20 protein-coding genes are annotated in these 19,068 nt (G+C 58.0%); 7 read left to right on the top strand and 13 right to left on the bottom strand.

What is annotated here, in order from left to right:
* The first annotated feature begins 53 nt into the window (after window positions 1-53).
* Window positions 54-791, top strand: a complete 738-nt coding sequence (locus tag HW561_RS03390) for a hypothetical protein (RefSeq protein WP_176861795.1) — start codon at window positions 54-56, stop codon at window positions 789-791.
* A gap of 62 nt (window positions 792-853) precedes the next feature.
* On the opposite strand, the gene HW561_RS03385 is transcribed toward HW561_RS03390, so the two are convergent.
* The 6 genes from HW561_RS03385 to rpiA all read right to left on the bottom strand — a co-directional run bounded on the left by HW561_RS03385 (window position 854) and on the right by rpiA (window position 7,045).
* A complete protein-coding gene (locus HW561_RS03385) occupies window positions 854-2,293 on the bottom strand; it encodes a Do family serine endopeptidase (RefSeq protein WP_176862284.1) in 1,440 nt (479 codons plus the stop codon).
* Window positions 2,294-2,469: 176 nt separating this feature from the next.
* Window positions 2,470-2,664: a DUF2065 domain-containing protein gene (locus tag HW561_RS03380; RefSeq protein ID WP_176861794.1), complete on the bottom strand. Its 195-nt coding sequence runs from the start codon at window positions 2,662-2,664 to the stop codon at window positions 2,470-2,472.
* A complete protein-coding gene (gene hflC, locus HW561_RS03375; RefSeq protein ID WP_176861793.1) occupies window positions 2,664-3,560 on the bottom strand; it encodes a protease modulator HflC in 897 nt (298 codons plus the stop codon). Before hflC ends, HW561_RS03380 begins: the two co-directional genes overlap by 1 nt.
* Window positions 3,560-4,702: an FtsH protease activity modulator HflK gene (hflK, locus tag HW561_RS03370; RefSeq protein WP_176861792.1), complete on the bottom strand. Its 1,143-nt coding sequence runs from the start codon at window positions 4,700-4,702 to the stop codon at window positions 3,560-3,562. Before hflK ends, hflC begins: the two co-directional genes overlap by 1 nt.
* Before the next feature lie 72 nt (window positions 4,703-4,774).
* Window positions 4,775-6,133, bottom strand: coding sequence for a glutathione-disulfide reductase (gene gor / locus HW561_RS03365; protein ID WP_176861791.1), 1,359 nt, complete (start codon window positions 6,131-6,133; stop codon window positions 4,775-4,777).
* A 123-nt stretch (window positions 6,134-6,256) separates the two neighbouring features.
* The gene (gene rpiA / locus HW561_RS03360; RefSeq protein ID WP_176861790.1) at window positions 6,257-7,045 is read right to left on the bottom strand and encodes a ribose-5-phosphate isomerase RpiA; all 789 of its coding nucleotides are present in this window, start codon (window positions 7,043-7,045) and stop codon (window positions 6,257-6,259) included.
* 168 nt (window positions 7,046-7,213) lie between these two features.
* Between rpiA and HW561_RS03355 the strand changes: the two genes are divergently transcribed.
* From HW561_RS03355 to HW561_RS03345, 3 genes are read left to right on the top strand one after another with little or no spacing between them, the layout of a single operon-like run.
* Complete coding sequence (locus tag HW561_RS03355; RefSeq protein WP_176861789.1) at window positions 7,214-7,915, top strand: glutathione S-transferase family protein; 702 nt, start codon at window positions 7,214-7,216, stop codon at window positions 7,913-7,915.
* A gap of 1 nt (window position 7,916) precedes the next feature.
* Window positions 7,917-9,290 (top strand): L-serine ammonia-lyase, encoded by a 1,374-nt coding sequence (locus HW561_RS03350; protein WP_176861788.1) that lies wholly within the window; start codon window positions 7,917-7,919, stop codon window positions 9,288-9,290.
* A gap of 51 nt (window positions 9,291-9,341) precedes the next feature.
* Entirely contained in the window at window positions 9,342-10,256 is a 915-nt protein-coding gene (locus HW561_RS03345; RefSeq protein WP_176861787.1) for a DMT family transporter, read from the top strand.
* On the opposite strand, the gene HW561_RS03340 is transcribed toward HW561_RS03345, so the two are convergent.
* Window positions 10,201-10,908 (bottom strand): thiamine diphosphokinase, encoded by a 708-nt coding sequence (locus HW561_RS03340; protein ID WP_176861786.1) that lies wholly within the window; start codon window positions 10,906-10,908, stop codon window positions 10,201-10,203. The genes HW561_RS03345 and HW561_RS03340 overlap by 56 nt on opposite strands.
* 123 nt (window positions 10,909-11,031) lie before the next feature.
* Between HW561_RS03340 and HW561_RS03335 the strand changes: the two genes are divergently transcribed.
* On the top strand, window positions 11,032-12,624 hold the full coding sequence (locus HW561_RS03335; RefSeq protein ID WP_176861785.1) for a hypothetical protein: 1,593 nt from the start codon (window positions 11,032-11,034) through the stop codon (window positions 12,622-12,624).
* A gap of 57 nt (window positions 12,625-12,681) precedes the next feature.
* Here HW561_RS03335 and HW561_RS03330 read toward each other — a convergent pair whose 3' ends face one another.
* From HW561_RS03330 to nthA, 6 genes are all read right to left on the bottom strand, one after another.
* Window positions 12,682-13,398, bottom strand: a complete 717-nt coding sequence (locus tag HW561_RS03330) for a porin family protein (RefSeq protein WP_176861784.1) — start codon at window positions 13,396-13,398, stop codon at window positions 12,682-12,684.
* Window positions 13,399-13,486: 88 nt separating this feature from the next.
* Window positions 13,487-13,723 (bottom strand): DUF2842 domain-containing protein, encoded by a 237-nt coding sequence (locus tag HW561_RS03325; RefSeq protein WP_176861783.1) that lies wholly within the window; start codon window positions 13,721-13,723, stop codon window positions 13,487-13,489.
* Window positions 13,723-15,018 (bottom strand): adenylosuccinate synthase, encoded by a 1,296-nt coding sequence (locus tag HW561_RS03320; protein ID WP_176861782.1) that lies wholly within the window; start codon window positions 15,016-15,018, stop codon window positions 13,723-13,725. The genes HW561_RS03325 and HW561_RS03320 overlap by 1 nt, the downstream gene beginning before the upstream one ends.
* An 88-nt stretch (window positions 15,019-15,106) precedes the next feature.
* Window positions 15,107-15,442 (bottom strand): nitrile hydratase accessory protein, encoded by a 336-nt coding sequence (locus tag HW561_RS03315; RefSeq protein WP_176861781.1) that lies wholly within the window; start codon window positions 15,440-15,442, stop codon window positions 15,107-15,109.
* A complete protein-coding gene (nthB, locus tag HW561_RS03310) occupies window positions 15,439-16,116 on the bottom strand; it encodes a nitrile hydratase subunit beta (RefSeq protein WP_176861780.1) in 678 nt (225 codons plus the stop codon). Before nthB ends, HW561_RS03315 begins: the two co-directional genes overlap by 4 nt.
* Window positions 16,113-16,727, bottom strand: coding sequence for a nitrile hydratase subunit alpha (nthA, locus tag HW561_RS03305; protein ID WP_176861779.1), 615 nt, complete (start codon window positions 16,725-16,727; stop codon window positions 16,113-16,115). The genes nthB and nthA overlap by 4 nt, the downstream gene beginning before the upstream one ends.
* Window positions 16,728-16,877: 150 nt before the next feature.
* Between nthA and secG the strand changes: the two genes are divergently transcribed.
* Together secG and HW561_RS03295 are read left to right on the top strand one after the other, a co-directional pair.
* Window positions 16,878-17,243, top strand: coding sequence for a preprotein translocase subunit SecG (gene secG / locus HW561_RS03300; RefSeq protein ID WP_176861778.1), 366 nt, complete (start codon window positions 16,878-16,880; stop codon window positions 17,241-17,243).
* Between the two features lie 160 nt (window positions 17,244-17,403).
* Window positions 17,404-19,047 (top strand): CTP synthase, encoded by a 1,644-nt coding sequence (locus tag HW561_RS03295; protein WP_176861777.1) that lies wholly within the window; start codon window positions 17,404-17,406, stop codon window positions 19,045-19,047.
* Window positions 19,048-19,068 lie beyond the last annotated feature (21 nt).

The following is a 19,068-nucleotide window of genomic DNA, read 5'->3' as shown; positions in this document are numbered from 1 at the left end:
GCCAGTTGATATCATTCTCTTGCCGGGATTGTGCAATTCAGGTGGATGGGTAGTTGTACAATATTCACCCGGATCGCCGCGTCAACAGCAACAATCCCGACAACTCGTCCCGCAATGATAACTATTTGTCCTATGGATTGATTGAAGGGCACGTTGTCCACCAGCCCGGTAAGTATGGATGGGGTGCTTTTGCTGGCTATTGGGAAGGTGAAATGGACGATGGCGAACACGCGCTGTTTCCGGACTCCGATATCGACAAGGTTGAAAAACACTATCTTGGCCTCGAGGCGTTGATGAAACTGGAGGGCGCCGACCTGTTTGCGCCGATCGGATACACCGACACGGTTGGATCGGATTTCTCGAACACCACCAGTGAGGGGACGGATTTCCGCCAAATTCGCGATAGGGTATTTGCAGCAATTGGCGGGGATTTCTATGCAACCGACCGACTGGTTCTGAATGGCCGCCTGGCCAGAGTGTTCAGGGAAAGTTCGGATAGCGGCAACGCCATTGTGCCTGTAGACTTCACTGGCCTGAATGCAGAATTCGGGGCCGAATATCAGCCTTCGACCCTTCCCCTGACCTTGACTGGCGGCGTTGGCTATAGCTACGGACGGTTCTCCGGCTCCAACAGTGATGATGAAGTCGCGAACACTGTCTATGCATATGTCGGGCTAACGTACTGGATTGGTGGTGGTGGCTTAGCAGAAAATCGTCGAAAGCTATTACCAGTTCGGGCACTCGATTATCTGGTGTCAGCTGAAACCATGGCGGTTGGTCCACTGAACTAAGTAAGCGAGAAACAAAAAGGCCGGGTTAGATACCCGGCCTTTTCGCATCAATTCAATTGCGCCTATTCTTCGAGGCTCAGCGCTACAAATCGAGGATCGCCGCCTCGACGCACCAGCAGCAGCAGCGACTTGCGCCCGGCTTCACTGGCCTCACCCATGCGCGCTTCAAGATCTTCGATTGTTTCGACCTTTTGCTGACCCGCTTCTGTGATCAGATCCCCCGCGCGCAGCCCTTTAGCATAAGCTTCGGACGCCTCATCGACGGCAGCGACAACCAGACCTTCTGCCTCGGCATCCAGACCCAGATCTTCCCGCAGCGTATCCGTGAGTGGCGAAATGGTCAGACCCAGAATATCGGCGTTTTCCTCAGCCGGAGCGTCAGGCGTATCTTCTTCGCCACTATCGTCCCGCTCGGCATCCTCACGACGTCCCAGTGTAACCAGAACTGTCTGCGTACCGCCGTCACGATGCACCACAACGCGAACCGATTTGCCCACTGTTGTCTCGCCAACCTGACGTACCAAGCCACGGGTGTCTTCAACTTCGACACCGTCAAAGCTCAGAATCACGTCACCAGCCATAAGCCCTGCCTCCTTTGCCGGGCCCTCCGGAACATCACTGATCAGTGCACCGCCGGGCTTATCTAGGCCCATCGCCTCAGCCATGTCCTCGGTCACGTCCTGAATGCGCACACCCAGCCAACCCCGGCGGGTCTCACCAAACTCGCGCAGCTGATCGACAACTTTGACCACAACGTTGGACGCCATCGAGAACCCGATCCCAATCGATCCGCCGTTAGGCGATAAAATTGCGGTGTTCACACCGATGACCTGCCCATCCATGTCGAACAGCGGCCCACCCGAGTTGCCCCGATTGATCGCTGCATCTGTCTGGATGTAATCGTCATACGACCCGCTCAACGCGCGATTGCGGGCCGACACGATCCCTGCCGAGACCGAAAACCCCTGCCCCAGCGGGTTACCCATGGCAATCACCCAATCACCAACCCGCGCTGTATCACTATCGCCGAAGGTTACATATTTCAGCGGTCCCGAGGCCTCGACCTTGAGCAAAGCAATGTCGGTCTTTTCGTCAGTACCGATGACCTTGGCCGGCAATTCCTCTTTCGGCTGCCCGTCGCCAGGAAAGAATTCCACAAGAATTTCATCGGCTTCTGCGATGACGTGATTGTTGGTAACGATAAAGCCGTCTTCAGAGATCACAAAACCAGAGCCCAGCGCGTTACTGCGGCGAGGACGGTTTTCATCTTCTCCGTCACGATCCTGAAACTCGCGAAAGAAATCTTCGAATGGCGAACCTTCGGGCACGATGCCTTGTGGCCCGGTCTGCCCCTCAATCAAGGTGGATGTCGTGATATTGACCACCGCCGGGCTGATCCGTTCAGCCAGTGGCGCCAGGCTATCACTCCGCGCCTGAGCGCTTGCGGTTTGCGCCAGAACAATCAGCACGCCGACAAAAGCCAACCCCATCAATCGCATCATATTACCAAAATCGTCCCATCGGACGGACACACTGCGCGCTTTTGCCTGCACTTGGGATCTCCTTGTCGACAAACACTTTCCGACTGTTAAGCCGTTCTTTGTACCCAATGTAGTCAGTTTGGGTCTGCCCGCAACTCGGGATCAGGGGGAAATCACCAGCACGTGACATCAACTGCTCAAAACCCAAGCTGGTATGCGCCCCATAGCAAGATGAACCCGCTGACGACGCACAGCATTCCCATCAGGCGCCGTGCCGGTTCCGGTAATGCCCGCAACGCCTCGAGCATACGTTCAATAAGCGAAGGGGCCAGCGCATAGGCCAGCCCCTCAACAATCAGCACCAGCCCGAAGGCCAGAAGGATCAAACCCATTACTCAGATGCCGCAGCAGCCGGAGTTTTCCGCCCGGTTGGCGAACTCAGATAGTTGAAGAAATCTGAATCCGGGCTCAGAACCAACGAGCTGTTTCCGCCTTGCAGCGCATTCTCGTAAGCGGTCAGCGAGCGATAGAATTCAAAGAACTCTGGGTCTGCGCCATAAGCTTCGGCAAAGATCGCGTTGCGTTCAGCGTCAGCCTCACCACGGGTGATTTCAGCTTCGCGGCGGGCATCCGACACCAGTTCGACCACGGTCCGGTCGGCCTGCGCACGCACACGTTGCGCCGCCTCATTACCGCGGGCGCGTTCATCTGTCGCTTCGCGTTCGCGTTCGGCCTTCATCCGGTCGAACGTGGCCTCAAGGTTGGCCTGCGGCAGATCGGTGGCTTTCAGGCGCACGTCGATGACGGTCACACCCAGCGCGCGTGCCTCAGCAATGGCGCTGTTACGAATACGCAGCATCAGCGCGGCACGGTCCGAACTCAGGATATCGCGCGAGGACACCGAACCCAGCACTTCACGGGTTTCGGCACGCAGAATGCGGTCCAGACGATCCTCGGCGACCGGAATACCGCCGACACCGACGGCCTGCCGGAACTGCTCAAGATCCGAAATCCGGTAGCGGGCGAAGGCATCAACCACCAGACGGCGATCATCCAGTGGCGTGACTTCCAGCGGCTGCACGTCGATGGACAGGATACGGTCATCATAGCGGACAACTTCCTGAACAACCGGAATTTTGAAGGCAAGACCCGGCTCTTCCTTGACTGCCACGACGCGGCCAAATTGCAGAACCAAGGCACGTTCGCGTTCGTCCACAATAAAGATCGAGGACAAGAGACCGACGATAGCAATAAAAACGATCGGTAGAATAAATGTCGTTTTACGCATCAGTTCCCCTCCCCTGCTGAGTTACGACGCAGCTCATTCAGCGGCAGATAGGGCACGACGCCCTGCCCTTGCCCGGACGAGTTTTGATCTAGAATAATTTTGTTTACGTCACCCAGAATCTGCTCCATCCGCTCCAGATACAGTCGCTTTCGAGTCACATCCGGCGCTTTGGAGTATTCCTCGAGAACCGCGCTAAAGCGGCTGGCCTCACCTTGGGCACTGTTGATCTGCTGGGCGCGATACCCTTCGGCCTCTTCCAAAATCTGTGCGGCTTCACCACGGGCCTCGGCGAGAACCCGGTTCGCATAAGCGTCAGCGACATTCTGCAACCGGTCACGCTCCTGCGCGGCGGCCTGAACGTCGCGGAAAGCTGCGATCACATCCTGCGGCGGGTCGGCTTTGTCAAAGTTCACACGGATGATGTTCACACCCGAATCGTAGCTGTCCATGGTTGACTGAATCAGTTCCTGCAGACGGTCAGCAATGACACCACGATCCCGGTTCAGGATCGGGGCCAGCTCACTTTGTGCGATAATTTCCCGCATCGCCGATTCAGATACGGCCTGAATCGTCTGACGTGGATCACGCAGGTTAAACAGATACTTGGCCGGATCACTAATGTTCCAGACAACCTGATAATCGATATCCACGACATTTTCGTCACCAGTCAACATCAGGCCATCGTCACTGCCACGGGCACCGCCCATATCTTCGTTCTGTTCGCGGGTGACCGGGATAACCTCAGCGGTCACAAGCGGCCATGGCGCAAAGTTCAGACCCGGGTTACCGACGGCAGAAAACTCGCCCAGAAACAGCTCAACCGACTGTTCTTCCGGTTTAACGGTGTAAAAGCTGGCCAGTCCCCAAAGAACTGCAGCCGCCACCAGGCCAATTGCGACCGTGCCCTTGGTAAAGGCTGGACCACCGCCGCCGCCCTGACCATTGCTGCCACGGCCACCGCCACCACGACCGCCCATGAGGACGCGCAGCTGTTCCTGACCTTTCTTCATCAACTCATCGATCTCGGGAATCTGCGGGCCGTCGTTTTCGGGGGGCTTGCGCCCGTCCCCGTTATCACCCCGATTTCCTCCGCCACCCGAGGAGCCTCCGCCCCCCCAGGGGCCACCGCTGTTGCCCGCCATATTTATCGATTCCTTCGTGTTGGCCCGTGTGATCACGGGGTCCCTTGTAACTTGTGTACGCGCGCTTGCAAATCAAGCAGTGCGTACAGGTTGCCGCATTGTCACCAGTTCTTCGGCCATCACAGGATGAACCGCAACCGTACGGTCGAAATCTTCCTTGGTCGCGCCCATTTTTACGGCGATTCCTGCCAGTTGAATCATCTCTCCCGCACCCGGTGCCACAATGTGACATCCCAGCACCTTTCGCGTCGCCTGAGAGACGATCAGCTTCATCAAAACCCGCTGTGTGCCGCCGGCAAAAGCTTTCTGCATCGGCTTGAACGAGGTTGCGTACACCTCGATCGGCTCCTGCGCGGCTGCCTCTTCTTCACTGAGACCGACAGTGCCCATTTCCGGCTGAGTGAAAATCGCGGTCGGGATCAGTTCGTGATCCACAGGCGTCGGGTTGCCCTTGAAGACAGTCTCGACAAAGGCCATGCCTTCGCGGATCGCGACCGGCGTCAGGTTAACCCGATCAGTGACATCGCCGATGGCATAAATCGACGGCACGCCGGTCTGGCTGTACTCATCTACAACGATCTCGCCTTTGCGGCCCCGTTCGACGCCCAAGACTTCAAGACCAAGATCATCGGCATTTGGTGCGCGACCGGTAGCGTACATGACCACATCAAACAGTTGTTCGGACCCGTTGGTCGCCTTGACGCGGATCTTGTCGCCGTCTTTCTCCATCTCCAACACGTTGGTGCCCAGATGCACATCGATGCCGTTCTGGCACATCTCTTCGCTGATCAACCCGCGTGCTTCATCATCGAATCCGCGCAGAATTTGTGCACCGCGGTAGAACTGAGTCGTCTTAACCCCAAGCCCGTTCATGATCCCGGCAAATTCGCAGGCGATATAACCACCACCGACAATCAGCATGGTTTCAGGTAGTTTTTCCAGGTGAAAGATTTCGTTCGACGTGATCGCCAAATCTGAGCCCGGAAACTCGGGCACAACCGGACGACCTCCGGTGGCCACCAAAATATGCTTGGCCGTCTTGCGGGTGCCGTCGGCCAGCTCGACCGTATGCGCATCCACCACATGGGCACGCAGATCGAAACTTTCGACGCCATTGTTCTTGAGGATATTGCGGTAGATACCTTCCAACCGGTCCAACTCAGTATGCAGCTTGTCGCGGAAGATACCCCAGTCAAACGCGCCGGACTGAATATCCCAGCCGTAGGCCTGCGCGTCCCCTGCCATCTCTGAAAACTCGCTGGCAAAGACCATCAGCTTTTTCGGAACACAACCTCGGATTACACAGGTCCCGCCATAGCGATCTTCTTCGGCCAGTGCCACCTTGGCGCCGTTTTCACCGGCAGCCACGCGCGCAGCCCGGACCCCGCCCGAGCCGCCACCGATGACGAAAAGATCATAGTCAAAGCTCATGCCGAATTCCTTCGTTCAACTTGTAAAATTCTCTGGATATCTGGGCGCAAAAATTCGCGTGCCAACCCCTGACCGGGAAAAATCGCGTTTTCTCGGGCGCTTGCATCACGCTTGGCACGCAGCTCAATCCGCCAGATCGGAAAACAGATTCTCTCCGGCTCCATCTGCCAGCTGATCCAACTCAATCGTGCCAGCATTGATATCGCGCAGTTCGACCCGACCATCGCCATAACCGACGACGACCTTGTCGCAGATGTCAATGAACAAGCCATTCTCAACAACACCCGGCACCTGGTTCAAAACCAGCGCCAACTGTCGCGCATTACCAATGCGCTGCAAGTGCAGATCCAGGATATGGTTGCCTTCATCCGTCACAAACGGCGCTTCGCCATTCATGCGTAATGCAGCCGAGGTGCCCAGAACGTCCATTGTATCCAGCGCCTCTTCGATCAAGGTGCGCGTGGTCTGCCAGCCAAACGGGATCACTTCGACCGGCAGAGGGAACGCACCCAGCGTTTCGACCTCTTTGCCCGCATCGGCAATCACGACCATCTGGTCACTGGCGGTGGCAACGATCTTTTCCTGCAAATGCGCACCGCCGCCGCCTTTGATCAGGTTCAAGTCACCGTCGAATTCATCCGCCCCATCAATGGTCAGGTCCAGCCATCCGGCCTGATCCAGCGACACGACCTCGATGCCGACCTCGCACGCCAGTTGCGCGGTACGTGTTGATGTAGGCACGCCTTTGATCCGCAGGCCCTCGTCCCGAACCCGTTCACCCAGACGGCGTACAAGCCAGGCGGCGGTCGATCCGGTACCCAATCCAACGCGCATTCCGTCTTCGACCATGTCGGCAGCACGACGCGCTGCTACATATTTAGCCGTATCGATGGGCGACAATTCTCCGGTCATGGCAGTTTCCCCAGATTCTTCCGCCCGACTTATACGAAAAGCGCCGTCCAACTGCGAGACCCAATTCACAAATCCGTTGGTCAAAACATGCCGCCAAAATACGCGTTTCCGATTGGAAACGTCGCAATCAAGTCTTCTTGCGCCATCATTGCGCTATAAGTACTCAGCATGACGACGCCGTATCGCCTACATTATGCCCCCGACAACGCTTCGCTGGTGATCCGGCTGGCGCTGGAAGAGATGGGTCTGCCCTATGAAACCGCGCTGGTCGACCGACGACAGCACGCGCAGGATGGCACCACGTATCGGGCATTGAACCCGAACGGGTTGATCCCAGTTCTGGAAACTCCGCAAGGTCCGATCTTTGAAACCGCGGCGATTTTGCTCTGGCTGGCGGATACCCACAATCAGCTTGCACCATCCCTCGACAGCCCTGAGCGGGGTGCGTTCCTCAAATGGCTGTTCTTTGCTTCCAACACACTGCATGCCGATCTGCGCATCCTGTTCTACGCCGAGAAGTATATCGATACCGAGCAGGCCGAGGCACTGCGCACCGGCATTCGCCCTCGATTGCGTCACCACCTGAAGGTGCTGGATACCGAGGCGAAACGCGCGCCCGATTGGCTGCATGCGGACCATCCTTCGGTTCTGACGTACTATCTTGCCTGCATGATGCGATGGATGAATCTGTATCCTGCAAGCGCCGATCGCAGCTGGTATCAACTGGCCGACACGCCCTATCTGCAGCAAATCCTGATGCAGCTTGAACCCCGCCCTGCAACACGCGCGGCCATCGCGGCCGAAGGCCTTGGGGTCACACCGTTTACATCGCCAATACACGCCAACCCTCCAGAAGGCTCAGCTATCTGACATGTTTCTTTCTGTCTTCGATATGTTCAAAGTGGGCATCGGCCCATCCTCGTCGCACACAATGGGCCCGATGGTCGCCGCTGCACGATTCCTTGACATGATGCGCGCCTCGCCGTTCGAATTCGCCGGTTTGCGTGGGTCGCTGCACGGGTCGCTGGCCTTTACCGGTGTTGGTCACGCGACAGACCGGGCCACTGTTTTGGGTCTGGCCGGGTTCGTGCCGGACACCTACGACAACGACAAGGCCGAGGCCGCGCTGGCTGCGATTGCCGAAACCCACTCCGTTACACCCGAGGGTTTGCCAACTCTGAAATTCGATCCCAAAGCGGATCTGATCTTCGACTATGATCACACCCTGTCCGGCCACGCCAACGGGATGATCCTGATGGCCACTGACGCGCAAGGCGATGTCATTCTGCGGCAGGTTTACTATTCTGTCGGCGGTGGTTTTGTCCTGACAGAAGAAGAGCTGGCCGAGGGCAAGGATACCAATGATGGACCGCCTGTGCCTTTCCCATTTCACTCGGCCGCCGAAATGCTTGAGATGGCCAAGGCCAGCGGCAAGAGCATCGCGGCCATGAAGCGGGACAACGAAATCGCGCGCGGATGTGCGGATAGTTTTGCCAAGGGCTCTGCCCGCCTTTGGGAGGTCATGAACGCCTGCATCGAACGCGGCCTGACCACCGACGGTATCCTTCCCGGCGGCCTCAGCGTACGTCGCCGCGCCAAGGGCATTCATGATTCACTGATGGCTGAACGGGGCATGAACCTGGTCGCACCACACACGATCAACGACTGGATGAGCGTCTATGCCATGGCGGTGAACGAGGAAAACGCCGCTGGCGGTCAGGTCGTCACGGCGCCAACCAACGGCGCGGCCGGTGTGTTGCCCGCAGTGCTTCGTTATTACCTCGACCACGTGCCGGGCGCATCCGAAAGCCACATCGAGGATTTCCTTCTGACCGCCGCCGCCATCGGTGGACTGGTCAAATACAACGCCTCGATCTCGGGCGCTGAAGCGGGCTGTCAGGCCGAAGTCGGTAGTGCCTCGGCCATGGCAGCAGCGGGGCTATGCGCCGTGATGGGCGGGACGCCCGAGCAGGTCGAGAACGCCGCTGAAATCGCGCTGGAGCATCATCTTGGCATGACGTGTGACCCAGTCGCCGGGCTAGTGCAGGTCCCTTGCATCGAACGTAACGGTCTGGGAGCAATCAAGGCGGTCTCGGCAGCCTCATTGGCGCTGCGCGGTGATGGGCAGCATTTCGTACCGTTGGACTCGGTGATCGAAACCATGCGTCAAACAGGGCACGATATGCACGAGAAATACAAAGAGACTTCGCTTGGCGGCCTTGCGGTAAACATACCCAATTGCTGACCGGACGTTTTGCCCTTTCCCCCCGGCATCGCTTGACCTAGCGTGCCGGGCATGACCCAGGATCGCCCCGTTTTCGGCATCATTTTGATGCTTGGTTTTTGCGTACTCGCGCCGCTTGGCGACGCGATAGCCAAGTTGTTGGGCGAGACAACCCCGCTTGGCTTTCTGGTACTGGTGCGCTTTGCGGTTCAGGCTTTGATCCTGATCCCACTGGTCGCTTTCACCCGGCGTCCGTGGCGGATGCGTGGTCGTATCCTGCGACTGACCGTGATCCGCACTGTTCTGCACATCATCGGGATTTCGGCAATGTTCAGCGCCTTGCAGTTCCTGCCGCTTGCCGATGCTGTGGCCATCGCCTTTGTGATGCCGTTCATCATGTTGCTGCTGGGCAAATACGTGCTGGGTGAAGAAGTGGGCCCGCGCCGCCTGATTGCCTGTATTGTCGGGTTTTCGGGCACTTTATTGGTCATCCAACCCAGCTTTGCGCAGGTCGGAGCACCAGCGCTGCTGCCCTTGATCGTCGCAGTGGTCTTTGCCCTGTTCATGCTGGTCACGCGCCAGATTGCGAAAGAAACCGACCCGGTTTCCCTTCAGGCCGTATCGGGTGCTTTTGCGACGGTCATTCTGCTGCCTTTTGTATTTCTGGGTACGAATATCGGCATCTGGGAACTGTCGGCGATCGTTCCCGCAGCCGACACCCACTGGCTAATGATCGCAATCGGTGTGCTCGGTACCGTCGCCCACCTGCTGATGACATGGTCGCTGCGCTATGCACCCTCGGCCACACTGGCGCCCATGCAGTATCTGGAAATCCCTGTGGCGACGTTGATCGGCTGGGTGATCTTTCACGACCTGCCCAACGGGTTGGCAGCGCTTGGGATCTTGATCACCATCACCGCCGGTCTTTACGTCATTCTGCACGAGCGGGCCAACGCCCGGTCTGCCCCGACTGAAACGCCTGCATGACCTGATCCAGCGCGACGCGCGGAACCATCACCAACAGGCCAGGGTCGTTCAAATGCAGTTTAACCTCGGACAGGGCGCGATTGGATGTGCCGACCTGTCCATGAGGTTCAAGAACCAGATTATCGATGGGCCATTCCAATCCCCAACTTCGCCCGGTTACGCGCGCAAGTGGAAACAATGAGACTACATCCCCCGGCGTGACAGTCAACGCGATCTTCGGCGGCGCGTGAAAGACCACCTCGTGTTCCCCCAATAGAATGCAGGGGCGATCCTGATGTTTTACCAGCGCATTAAGAACCGCCAACTGATGATCCAGACGCCCCCCAAGAAACCCTGCACCCACAACCATTGGAGCCTGCACGCTGCGCAAGGCTTTGTCGAAATCCGTGCTGTTTTGTTCCTGAATTGGAAACAAGCGGTCTGTGGGGATTTTCTCTCGGATTCTGCTTTCAAGCGAATCGAAATCGCCAATAACCGCATCTGGAATGCGCCCTGATTCGACCAGATCGGCCGCGCCACCATCCGCCGCCACGACCGATGTGACGCGATTCAGCACCAGATTCAGGTCGCCCGGCCCGATATGCCCCCCTCCAAACAGCCCAATTGGACCATCTGACCGTACAATCGGCATATTTTTTTTAAGATTGATCATTTTTTCCGGATTTGGACACATTGAGACCACAAAATGATAGGTTCATGCAGACAGTTTCGAGCTGACGCGTGTGCCCGTTGTTGGGCAAGTTAGCTCTCGTAGTTTGTAGAGGACGTTCGTCTGATGGTACAGAATAACAAGGTATTGACCGTTTCTTATGGAACCTTTTCGTGCACTTTGGAAGGATTTGACGATTCCTTTGAAACGATGAAAGCCATCGCCGAGTATTTTCGCGATCTGGCAGCCGATGATCGATACTTTGGCTCTGAACCGCCCCAACCCGATGCCGAGATGCTGACCCGCATTGCGCAGCGCGACGCCTCCCAACAGGTTGAGGCCCGTCAAAGCGAGACCGGCCTGCTATTGCGCGCGACTGAGACGACCCCGGCTCCTGCGCCGACGGCACCACAGGAACCCGCCGAACGCGCTGCGGAGCTGAACGTAGTTGAAGCGCCTGCTCCGGAACAAACCCGACAGGCAGAAACCCGCCCCGTCTTTGCCGAGGCTGAACCGGTTGCGGTTGCTCCGGCACCACCGGCCGACAGCATTGCCGCCAAGCTGCAACGCATCCGCGCCGTCGTTTCGCATTCGAACGACACTCCGGGCACTTACTCCGAGGATGACGACTCGGCGCTGCTCGACAACGTCTCAGCTCCTGTTGACGCGGTCTCTGCCGCGTTCGAAGCCGGCGCGCTGAGCATTGATGATCTGGCCCCTGAAGAACCGACTGAGGCGCTGCAACCAGACGCAATGGACGAACCTAAGCCTGCGCAGGTTCCCGTCATCGAGGGTGAACTGGAAGAAGAGGTGCAGCCCGCCGGTGTTCTGTTCTCGGATCTTGATGAGGCAACCGAGGCTGACGCCGAAGAGGACGGTATCATAAACATCCTCAGCGATGAGGACCCCGTAGATCAGCTCGAAGAGACAAATGCGGAAGATATGCAAGACGAGCCCGCTCAGGGCGTCCTGACCGCCGAAGATGAAGCGAACTTGCTGAACGAGATTTCGAAGATCGAAACGGACATGTCGGATCGCGCTAGCCAAAAGCTGACGGATGAGGCCGATCCGGATCAGGATGTCTCGCGCCTGATGGACATGGCCGGTGCGCATATGGCCGACCCCACCACCAGCGATACACGCGAAACCTATTCGCACTTGCGGACCGCCGTCGTCGCCACCGAGGCCGAGCGTCAGGACAAAGATGGCGCGGATCAGGCGTCCGAAGACCAAGACTATCGTGGCGATCTTGCCTCGGTCGTCAGCCCCCGCCGTCCGGAAATTCAGGTCACCAGCATGCGCCCAGAATCCGATAGTTCTGCACCGCTCAAGCTGGTCGCGGAACAGCGTATTGATGATCAGCATGAGGAAACCGGCCCGGTCATGCCGCGCCGCGTCACCACACCGCAGGACGAAAACACATCTGAAGAGGGTGGTTTTGCCCAATTCGCCCAAGATCAGGGCGCGCAATCACTGCCCGACCTTCTTGAGGCGGCTGCCGCTTACCTGTCCTTCATTGAAGGTCAGGAACAGTTCTCGCGCCCGCAGCTGATGAACAAAGTTCGTTCACTCAAGCAGGATGAGTTCAATCGCGAAGAGAGCCTGCGGTCTTTTGGCCAACTGCTGCGCGACGGCAAGATCGAAAAAGCAGGCGGAGGGCGTTTTGCAGCCTCGAACCTGATCGGGTTCCGTCCTGACGACGAACGCGCTGTCGGCTGAGCACTCATTATTTCAACGGAAGAGCCGAGAGATTTTCTCGGCTCTTTCTATTTCTGCTCAGAAATTGAAAGCCAAAGCCACGTAGGGCCCGGTGAGAATCAGGTCGATCACATTCAGGCTATCTTGGAAATCAACGCTCAGGTGGCGATATCCGCCTGCCACGTCGATACGGTCGGTCCAGTTCCAACTTGCCTGGACCACCGCCTCCCATTGAAATTTGGACCCGACATCAAAGCCACCGACATTGCCCATGGCAGTGACGCTCCAGCGTTCGTTTATCGCCCCACTATACCGTGCGCCGATCAATGGGTCCGTCCAGCTCTCATCTGTGCTGGCCGTAAACCCCGCGACCGTCGTGGAAAGATCCAGGTCCCAGTGCCGGAGACCGCCAAATGCCTCGAACCTGGATTTGTCGTCTTCAAACACCGCATAGCCCGCCACCAACGAGGCCATGATGCCGTCCAGTTCCCAGTTCGCGATGTCACTGAACGGCCCGATGCTTACATCGTTACCCAGATTGAGGTAGTTGAACTCCCCTCCGATGGCCCAGCGTCCGTTTCGAGCCTCGCCAGCAATAAGGAAGGCGCTGTTGAGAATGTCAAAGATGGACGTGCTGCCGTCAACCGGCGGGTTCTGCCCGATATCCAGCGATGTCCGAAACTCGGGACCCCAAACATATGGCGCAATCGTGTAATCCCAATCGCTGGCCGGTGCGGTATTGGCGAGCGAAGCAAACACGACAATTGCGGCCGCTGTATACTTGGCGTTGTCCATAGTGCCCTTTACCCTCGCCTGTCTCTAAACACTTGTTTTCAGGCAAAGTGCCATCCCCAAGAATCTCGGGCAAGGGACACAGGATTCTTTAGGACTGATCTGGGTCTTCTTTGCCCACACCCCGGAACACAAACTTGAAAGGCAGCGCCCAGACAATACCAAGCGCAACATAGACCAGTAGTTCCAACCAAATCGGAGGGCGGTCCAGCCAATTAACCACTGTCACCACCGCCACGATGTACACCGGCAACCCGACCAGCAGAAGCACCAGCGACCAGCGGCGACGTGCCTTATAGCTGAGGCCGGGTTTTTCTTCGCCGCTCATCAGTCGGCAAACGGGTCGGTCACCAGAATGGTGTCGTCCCGCTCCGGGCTGGTGGATAAGAGTGCGACGGGGCATTCGATCAGTTCTTCGACCCGGCGGACATATTTGATCGCGTTGGCGGGTAAGTCCGCCCAGCTGCGCGCGCCCTCGGTGGATTCGCTCCAACCCGACACCTCTTCGTAGATGGGCCTGCAGCGCGCTTGCTGATCCGCGGCCGTGGGCAAATAATCCAGACGTTCGCCGTCCAGCTCATAGCCAGTGCAGATCTTCAACGTCTCAAAGCCATCCAATACGTCCAGCTTGGTCAGCGAGATGCCGTTCACGCCGCTTGTCGCACAGGTTTGGCGCACCAGGCAGGCGTCGAACCAACCGCAACGGCGCTTACGACCCGTCGTGGTGCCAAACTCATGTCCGCGTTCACCCAGACGTTGGCCATCCGCATCGTCCAATTCTGTCGGGAACGGTCCCTCGCCCACGCGAGTGGTGTAGGCCTTGACGATGCCCAGAACAAAATCGATGGAGCCCGGACCGATACCAACACCCGTCGCAGCCTGACCCGCGATCACGTTGGACGACGTCACGAACGGATAGGTCCCGAAATCAATGTCCAGCAGCGCACCCTGCGCACCTTCGAACAGGATACGCTTTCCCGCCTTGCGTTTTTCGTTCAACACCTTCCAGACAGGTGCGGCGAACGGCAGGATTTGCTGAGCGATCTCTTTGAGTTGCGCCACCAGCGCATCCCGGTCGACCGGCTCGATCCCCAGACCTTTGCGCAGCGGATCGTGGTGTTGCAGCGCACGGTCGACACGAGTCTCCAGCGTCGCCTCGTCGGCCAGATCCGCGACCCGTACAGAACGGCGCCCAACCTTATCCTCATACGCGGGACCAATGCCCCGACCGGTCGTGCCAATCTTGGTACCCTTGCTCGCCGCTTCTTCGCGGGCCCGATCCAGTTCACCGTGGATGGGCAGAATGAGGGGAGTATTCTCAGCGATCATCAACGTTTCAGGTGAGATTTCGACGCCCTGAGCCCGGATCGTGCCGATCTCTTTCATCAGATGCCAGGGGTCCAGAACCACACCATTGCCGATGACGCTCAGTTTACCACCGCGCACAACGCCCGAAGGCAGCGCATGCAGTTTGTAAACCTCACCATCGATGACCAGCGTATGACCGGCATTGTGCCCGCCCTGAAAACGCGCGATCACGTCTGCCCGTTCACTGAGCCAGTCGACGATCTTGCCTTTTCCTTCGTCACCCCACTGGGCGCCGACAACAACCACGTTGGCCATATCCGGTCCTTTTGCGCTGAGTTATCAAACTCGGCTCATATAGCGGGGCACACGCGGCAGGGAAACCGGTAATTCGACGCAGTTGGCGTTATGTTTCGGCCAATCGAACGGGATGGCCGTGCGGCGTTGCAAGATATGCGTCTTCCCAGGCGCTTTGCAGGCGCAGAACATCCTCAGGCGTCGCCTCCCCCTTCTCAGCCAGCAGTCCTTCGAGCGTCTCAAGCCAAGCGTGGAAATAGTCGTCGCCGCCATCGAGATCCTTTTTCAACCCGTTGCGCTTGAGCGTTTCGGAAAATCGCCCCGCCCAGTCCGGCCACGCGAACCGACCGGATTCGTTGAGCGCCACGGTCACGGCAAAAAGTTGCGCGTGCCAGGGCTCGGCAAAGACCGGTTCCGGCGCGCTATGGGTCATACAACTGGTCATAGCGGCTCCAGATAGCTTTGCCACAAGTCCAACACCACTTCGTCCTTCGGGTTTTCCGGCGCCGCCCAAAGCTCGGACGCCGGGAAGGCAACAGCATAAAGCGGCTCGGGCGCTTCGCCCAGCCCGTGCGCGTTGGAATCCGGCAGGACATGAGTGCCGTGCAGTTTGAGAATGCGGCCTTTGGCACCCGTAGCATAGATTGGCAGCCGTGTGTGGCCACCATCCACAAGACGATTGGCCGCCGGACGCGCAGTGCAAACCTCCTGCCCAATCTCGAAATTCACCGGAACATTAGAAGGTCGCTCGGCCGGACCGCCTTTGGCCAGCGCGGCAGCTACGGATTCCGCTTTCAGCATTCGATCTGCCAGCGGGTGGCGCCCCTCCTCACCTGTTCCGCGTAGGTCATCCCGAGTCAGCACGCCGTTTTCCACAAGCAGATCAGCAAGTCCTGAAATCCACTTCTCATAGTATGAAAACCGCGTGTAGTCCTTGGGCGACAGCCGTTCACGCGTATGGCGCGACACATCAATGTTCCACTGCCCCAGAAATCCCGAAGCCAGCGTGACTGCCAATGCCCGCGCGTGCCAGTCTTCGGCAAAGACCGGATCGTCCTCGGATTCGGGATGAAATGCCCCATCGCCAAAACGTCCGCCCATGTCATGAACGCGCGTCATGACGGCACCTTGGGCAATCCGGTTCCGATCATACTGTCCCGAGAGACCAGCGCGGCCAGCTCATCCTCGCTTAACCCGTCGGTACCATCCGGGCGCATCGGCAGCACGAGGTAGCGGATTTCGGCGGTCGAATCCCATACACGCACCGACGTGTCCTTGGGAAGGGTCACCCCGAACTCGGCCAGTACCTTACGCGGCTCGCGTACGGCGCGGGCACGGTAGGAGTCGGATTTGTACCATCCCGGCGGGATGCCCAGCAACGGCCACGGGTAACAACTGCATAAGGTACAGACGACCATATTGTGCTGCTCGGGCGTGTTCTCGACGACCACCATGTGCTCACCCTGCCGGCCATAATAGCCCAGATCGGCGACCACTGGCGTCGCATCCTCCAGCAAGGCTTGCCTGAACTCTGGATCAGCCCAGGCCTTGGCAACGACTCGCGCGCCGTTCTGGGGCCCGATCTTGTTCTGATAGGTATCGATAATCTCATCCAAAGCCGCCGGGTCGATCAAACCTTTGCGGGTCAGAATCGTTTCAAGCGCTTTTACACGAAGCGCAGGTTCGGGCGGCAAAAGGGCGTGCGGGTGGTCGTGATTGTCATGTGGCATGGGCGCAGCCTGCGTCACGGATGAACGTCATGTCCAGTCCCTTTGCCGTGATCTGAGATATCACGACCTGTGATACAAACTCCTCCCTTGCCCCCAAGATCAAACTTGCATAAGTACCACGCGATACACGCCACGCCGTACAGGAACTCCATGGAAAACGTCGTTCTCATCATCCACCTCCTCTTGGCCCTGGGCCTGATTGCCGTTGTTCTGATGCAGCGATCCGAAGGCGGTGGCCTTGGCATGGGTGGCGGTGGTGGCGGGGCCATGGCTGGTCGATCAGCAGCGACCGCGCTGGGCAAGGTTACATGGATTCTTGCAGCGTGTTTCATCGTCACGTCGGTCACACTGACCATTCTGGCGGCGCAGAAATCCTCGGGTAGCTCGGTTATTGACCGTCTGGGCGTTCCAGCACCGGCCCCGACCGAAGAAAGCACACCTGCGATTCCATCAACAGATGACTTGCTGCCGCCGGCACAGGGCGACAACACGCCGCTGATTCCGCAGGCCGACTGATCCACAAAACCTAGAAATCTTAAAGAGAACGGCAACAGCATCTTGCGGTTCTCTTGCGCTGTGCGCGCGAATCCTTTATGTGTGAAGTCCCGTGGTGCTGCGGTTTTTTTACAACCGCCGGGCAGCTGATAATGTCGTCTCACGGGAGCAGCCGAAAAACATGGCGCGTTTTATTTTCATCACTGGTGGTGTGGTTTCGTCTTTGGGCAAAGGGCTGGCTTCGGCAGCTCTGGGTGCCTTGTTGCAGGCCCGGGGGTACTCGGTGCGCCTGCGCAAGCTGGACCCGTATCTGAACGTCGATCCCGGCACCATGTCGCCGTTTGAACATGGCGAAGTGTTCGTCACTGATGATGGGGCCGAAACCGATCTGGACCTTGGCCATTATGAGCGTTTCACCGGTGTGGCCGCGCGTAAAACGGACTCGGTCAGCTCGGGCCGCATCTATTCCAACGTGCTGGAAAAGGAACGGCGTGGCGACTACCTCGGCAAAACCATTCAGGTGATCCCCCACGTCACCAACGAGATCAAGGACTTCATCGCCATTGGCGAGGATGAGGTTGATTTCATGCTCTGCGAAATCGGCGGCACCGTCGGCGATATCGAGGGCCTGCCCTTCTTCGAGGCCATACGCCAGTTCAGCCAGGACAAACCGCGTGGTCAGTGCCTGTTCATGCACCTGACCTTGCTGCCTTTTATCAAGGCCAGCGGTGAGCTTAAGACTAAACCAACCCAGCACTCGGTCAAAGAGCTGCGTTCAATCGGTTTGGCGCCGGATATTCTGGTCTGCCGTTCGGAAGGCCCGATCCCGAAGAAAGAGCGCGAAAAGCTTGCCCTGTTCTGTAATGTACGCCCCGACAGCGTGATCGCCGCGCAGGACCTATCCACCATCTATGACGCCCCGTTGGCCTATCACCGCGAAGGTTTGGATCAGGCGGTTCTGGACGCGTTCCAGATCAGCCCGGCGCCCAAGCCTGACCTGACCAAGTGGGAAGACGTTAGCGACCGTATCCATAATGCCGAAGGTCAAATCAAGGTAGCTATCGTCGGCAAATACACTCAGCTTGAAGACGCCTATAAGTCGATTGCCGAGGCGCTGACCCATGGCGGTATGGCCAATCGGGTCAAGGTCAAGGTCGAGTGGGTTGATGCGGAAATCTTCGACACCGAAGACGCCGCGCCGCATTTGGAAGGTTTCCATGCGATCCTCGTCCCCGGCGGGTTCGGTGAACGTGGTACCGAAGGCAAGATCAAGGCCGCACAATACGCGCGCGAACATAAGGTACCCTATCTTGGTATCTGTCTGGGCATGCAGATGGCGGTCATCGAAGCGGCCCGCAACGCGGCAGGAATTTCCGAAGCGGGTTCGGAAGAATTCGACCACGAATCTGGTAAAAGGCGGTTTGAACCTGTGGTCTATCACCTCAAGGAATGGGTGCAGGGCAATCACAAGGTCGAGCGTAAAGTCGGCGACGACAAAGGCGGCACCATGCGTCTGGGCGCTTATGATGCGGTTCTGGCCGAAGGCTCGAAAGTGGCCGAGGTTTATGGCGGCACCAGTATCGAAGAACGCCATCGCCACCGCTATGAAGTGGACATCAAATATCGCGACAAGCTGGAAAAGGTCGGCCTGAACTTCTCGGGCATGTCGCCGGACGGTCGCCTGCCCGAGATCGTGGAATGGTCGGACCATCCGTGGTTCATCGGTGTCCAGTACCACCCCGAACTAAAATCCAAACCCTTCGCCCCGCATCCGCTGTTCCGCGACTTCGTGCGCGCCGCGAAAGAAACTTCGCGTCTGGTTTGATCTTGCCGGGGCCGTCACCGC

Origin of the sequence: Ruegeria haliotis (genome assembly GCF_013377785.1) — a bacterium.
GTDB classification, from domain to species: Bacteria; Pseudomonadota; Alphaproteobacteria; order Rhodobacterales; family Rhodobacteraceae; genus Ruegeria; species Ruegeria haliotis.
Note: the sequence above shows the minus strand (reverse complement) of the source record. Positions and strands in the feature narration are given on the sequence as shown.

Bases quoted from the DNA above. Each gene is read 5' to 3' on its own strand.
- HW561_RS03385 (WP_176862284.1), bottom strand. From the start codon at position 2,293: ATGATGCGATTGATGGGGTTGGCTTTTGTCGGCGTGCTGATTGTTCTG.
- HW561_RS03380 (WP_176861794.1), bottom strand. From the start codon at position 2,664: ATGGGTTTGATCCTTCTGGCCTTCGGGCTGGTGCTGATTGTTGAGGGG.
- hflC (WP_176861793.1), bottom strand. From the start codon at position 3,560: ATGCGTAAAACGACATTTATTCTACCGATCGTTTTTATTGCTATCGTC.
- hflK (WP_176861792.1), bottom strand. From the start codon at position 4,702: ATGGCGGGCAACAGCGGTGGCCCCTGGGGGGGCGGAGGCTCCTCGGGT.
- gor (WP_176861791.1), bottom strand. From the start codon at position 6,133: ATGAGCTTTGACTATGATCTTTTCGTCATCGGTGGCGGCTCGGGCGGG.
- rpiA (WP_176861790.1), bottom strand. From the start codon at position 7,045: ATGACCGGAGAATTGTCGCCCATCGATACGGCTAAATATGTAGCAGCG.
- HW561_RS03355 (WP_176861789.1), top strand. From the start codon at position 7,214: ATGACGACGCCGTATCGCCTACATTATGCCCCCGACAACGCTTCGCTG.
- HW561_RS03350 (WP_176861788.1), top strand. From the start codon at position 7,917: ATGTTTCTTTCTGTCTTCGATATGTTCAAAGTGGGCATCGGCCCATCC.
- HW561_RS03345 (WP_176861787.1), top strand. From the start codon at position 9,342: ATGACCCAGGATCGCCCCGTTTTCGGCATCATTTTGATGCTTGGTTTT.
- HW561_RS03340 (WP_176861786.1), bottom strand. From the start codon at position 10,908: ATGATCAATCTTAAAAAAAATATGCCGATTGTACGGTCAGATGGTCCA.
- HW561_RS03335 (WP_176861785.1), top strand. From the start codon at position 11,032: ATGGTACAGAATAACAAGGTATTGACCGTTTCTTATGGAACCTTTTCG.
- HW561_RS03330 (WP_176861784.1), bottom strand. From the start codon at position 13,398: ATGGACAACGCCAAGTATACAGCGGCCGCAATTGTCGTGTTTGCTTCG.
- HW561_RS03325 (WP_176861783.1), bottom strand. From the start codon at position 13,723: ATGAGCGGCGAAGAAAAACCCGGCCTCAGCTATAAGGCACGTCGCCGC.
- HW561_RS03320 (WP_176861782.1), bottom strand. From the start codon at position 15,018: ATGGCCAACGTGGTTGTTGTCGGCGCCCAGTGGGGTGACGAAGGAAAA.
- HW561_RS03315 (WP_176861781.1), bottom strand. From the start codon at position 15,442: ATGACCAGTTGTATGACCCATAGCGCGCCGGAACCGGTCTTTGCCGAG.
- nthB (WP_176861780.1), bottom strand. From the start codon at position 16,116: ATGACGCGCGTTCATGACATGGGCGGACGTTTTGGCGATGGGGCATTT.
- nthA (WP_176861779.1), bottom strand. From the start codon at position 16,727: ATGCCACATGACAATCACGACCACCCGCACGCCCTTTTGCCGCCCGAA.
- secG (WP_176861778.1), top strand. From the start codon at position 16,878: ATGGAAAACGTCGTTCTCATCATCCACCTCCTCTTGGCCCTGGGCCTG.
- HW561_RS03295 (WP_176861777.1), top strand. From the start codon at position 17,404: ATGGCGCGTTTTATTTTCATCACTGGTGGTGTGGTTTCGTCTTTGGGC.